1 protein-coding gene is annotated in these 1337 nt (G+C 41.6%); it reads left to right on the top strand.

All coding sequences use genetic code 11. The annotated features are described in order from the left end of the window. The first annotated feature begins 288 nt into the window (after positions 1 to 288). Positions 289 to 1284 carry an IS110 family transposase gene (locus PQO00_RS20275; protein ID WP_274186680.1) on the top strand — a complete coding sequence of 332 codons (996 nt, stop codon included), beginning with the start codon at positions 289 to 291 and terminating at the stop codon, positions 1282 to 1284. The last annotated feature ends 53 nt before the right edge of the window (positions 1285 to 1337 follow it).

Here is a 1337-nt window from a genome sequence, read left to right as displayed (position 1 = left end):
TTGAGCGCAGTCCTTTAGATTTGTATAATAGATTATATCTATAATGATGATGATGATTAAAGAGGGGGTGCAGGGGGAGACTCATAGCTAATAAAAATGTTAATAACTTTGAATTGATGAATAAATAAAAAAAGAACGGGGTGAACTTTAGCGCAGTCAAGTCGTAAAGGACTATGTTTCGTATTAGTCCCCGCTCTTTTTAACCAGTTGCCCAGAACCATATAGGACTTTAGTCCACATACCTATTAAAGGTCTTAGTTTAAGCAACTATAAAACCAATGTAAAATTATGAAAATAAAAGAAGTAATCGGCATTGACGTCAGCAAATTAAAGTTAGACTGTTACGATCACCACAGTGGTACCCATGAAGTCTTTGACAACACCATTGAGGGCATAGGAGCGATGGTAGCTTGGGGGCTACGTGTCTCAGGAGCCAAAAAATCGGGGCTGTTCTTCGTTTTTGAACATGCAGGGCTATATACCTACCAACTTGTCAACGTTCTAAGCGATACAGCATGCATGTATGCTATAGTTCCGGGATTGGAGATTAAGCGTTCCTTAGGGATTACAAGAGGCAAGGACGATAAAGTAGATGCCAAAAGGATCGCTCAATACGGTTATCGTATGCGGGAGGAGATTGAGCCCGCTCGGGTAAACAACCAAACTCTGAATAGGTTGAAAAGCCTCATGTCATTGAGACGCAAACTGGTGTCACAACGTGCCGGTCACAGGACTAGGTTGGGCGAACAGTTAAGGGTTCTGAATATGGTAAAGGACGATATCCTGTTTGAAGCACAGAGGCGCATTATCAAATCCCTAGATGCTGAAATACAGGCCATAGAAGAAGAGCTCAATAAGGTTATAAAAGAAGATCCAGACCTGCAAAACCTTTATCGGCTGGTAACCAGTGTTAAAGGTATTGGTCCGGTTACAGCAGTGTTCCTGATCGTATGCACTGGCGGATTTACCAAGTTCAGCACCTGGAGAAAGTTTGCCTGCTACTGCGGGATAGCCCCGTTCCCTTATACTTCTGGTTCTAGTGTCCGTGGAAGGACTGGTGTAAACCACTTCGCCAATAAAGAACTAAAGACCCTCTTGAGCATGTGCTCCACCTCAGCCATACAGTACAGTTTGGAGATGAAGCGCTTTTATAAGAGAAGAATTGAAATGGGAAAAAACAAAAAGAGCACCATCAATATTGTTAGGAATAAACTATTGGCAAGGGTTTTTGCTGTAGTGAACAGAGGGGTACCATATGTTGATACAATGGGATATGCCGCTTAAGACAATAGAGAAAATTTATGATAAAAAATTTGCTAAAGTCATAGGATACGAAA

It is taken from the genome of Flavivirga sp. 57AJ16 (assembly GCF_028736925.1).
Taxonomy (GTDB): Bacteria; Bacteroidota; Bacteroidia; order Flavobacteriales; family Flavobacteriaceae; genus Flavivirga.
Note: the sequence above shows the minus strand (reverse complement) of the source record. Positions and strands in the feature narration are given on the sequence as shown.

What these genes read in the sequence shown, in the direction of transcription:
- PQO00_RS20275 (WP_274186680.1), top strand. Translation starts at nt 289, where the DNA reads ATGAAAATAAAAGAAGTAATCGGCATTGACGTCAGCAAATTAAAGTTA.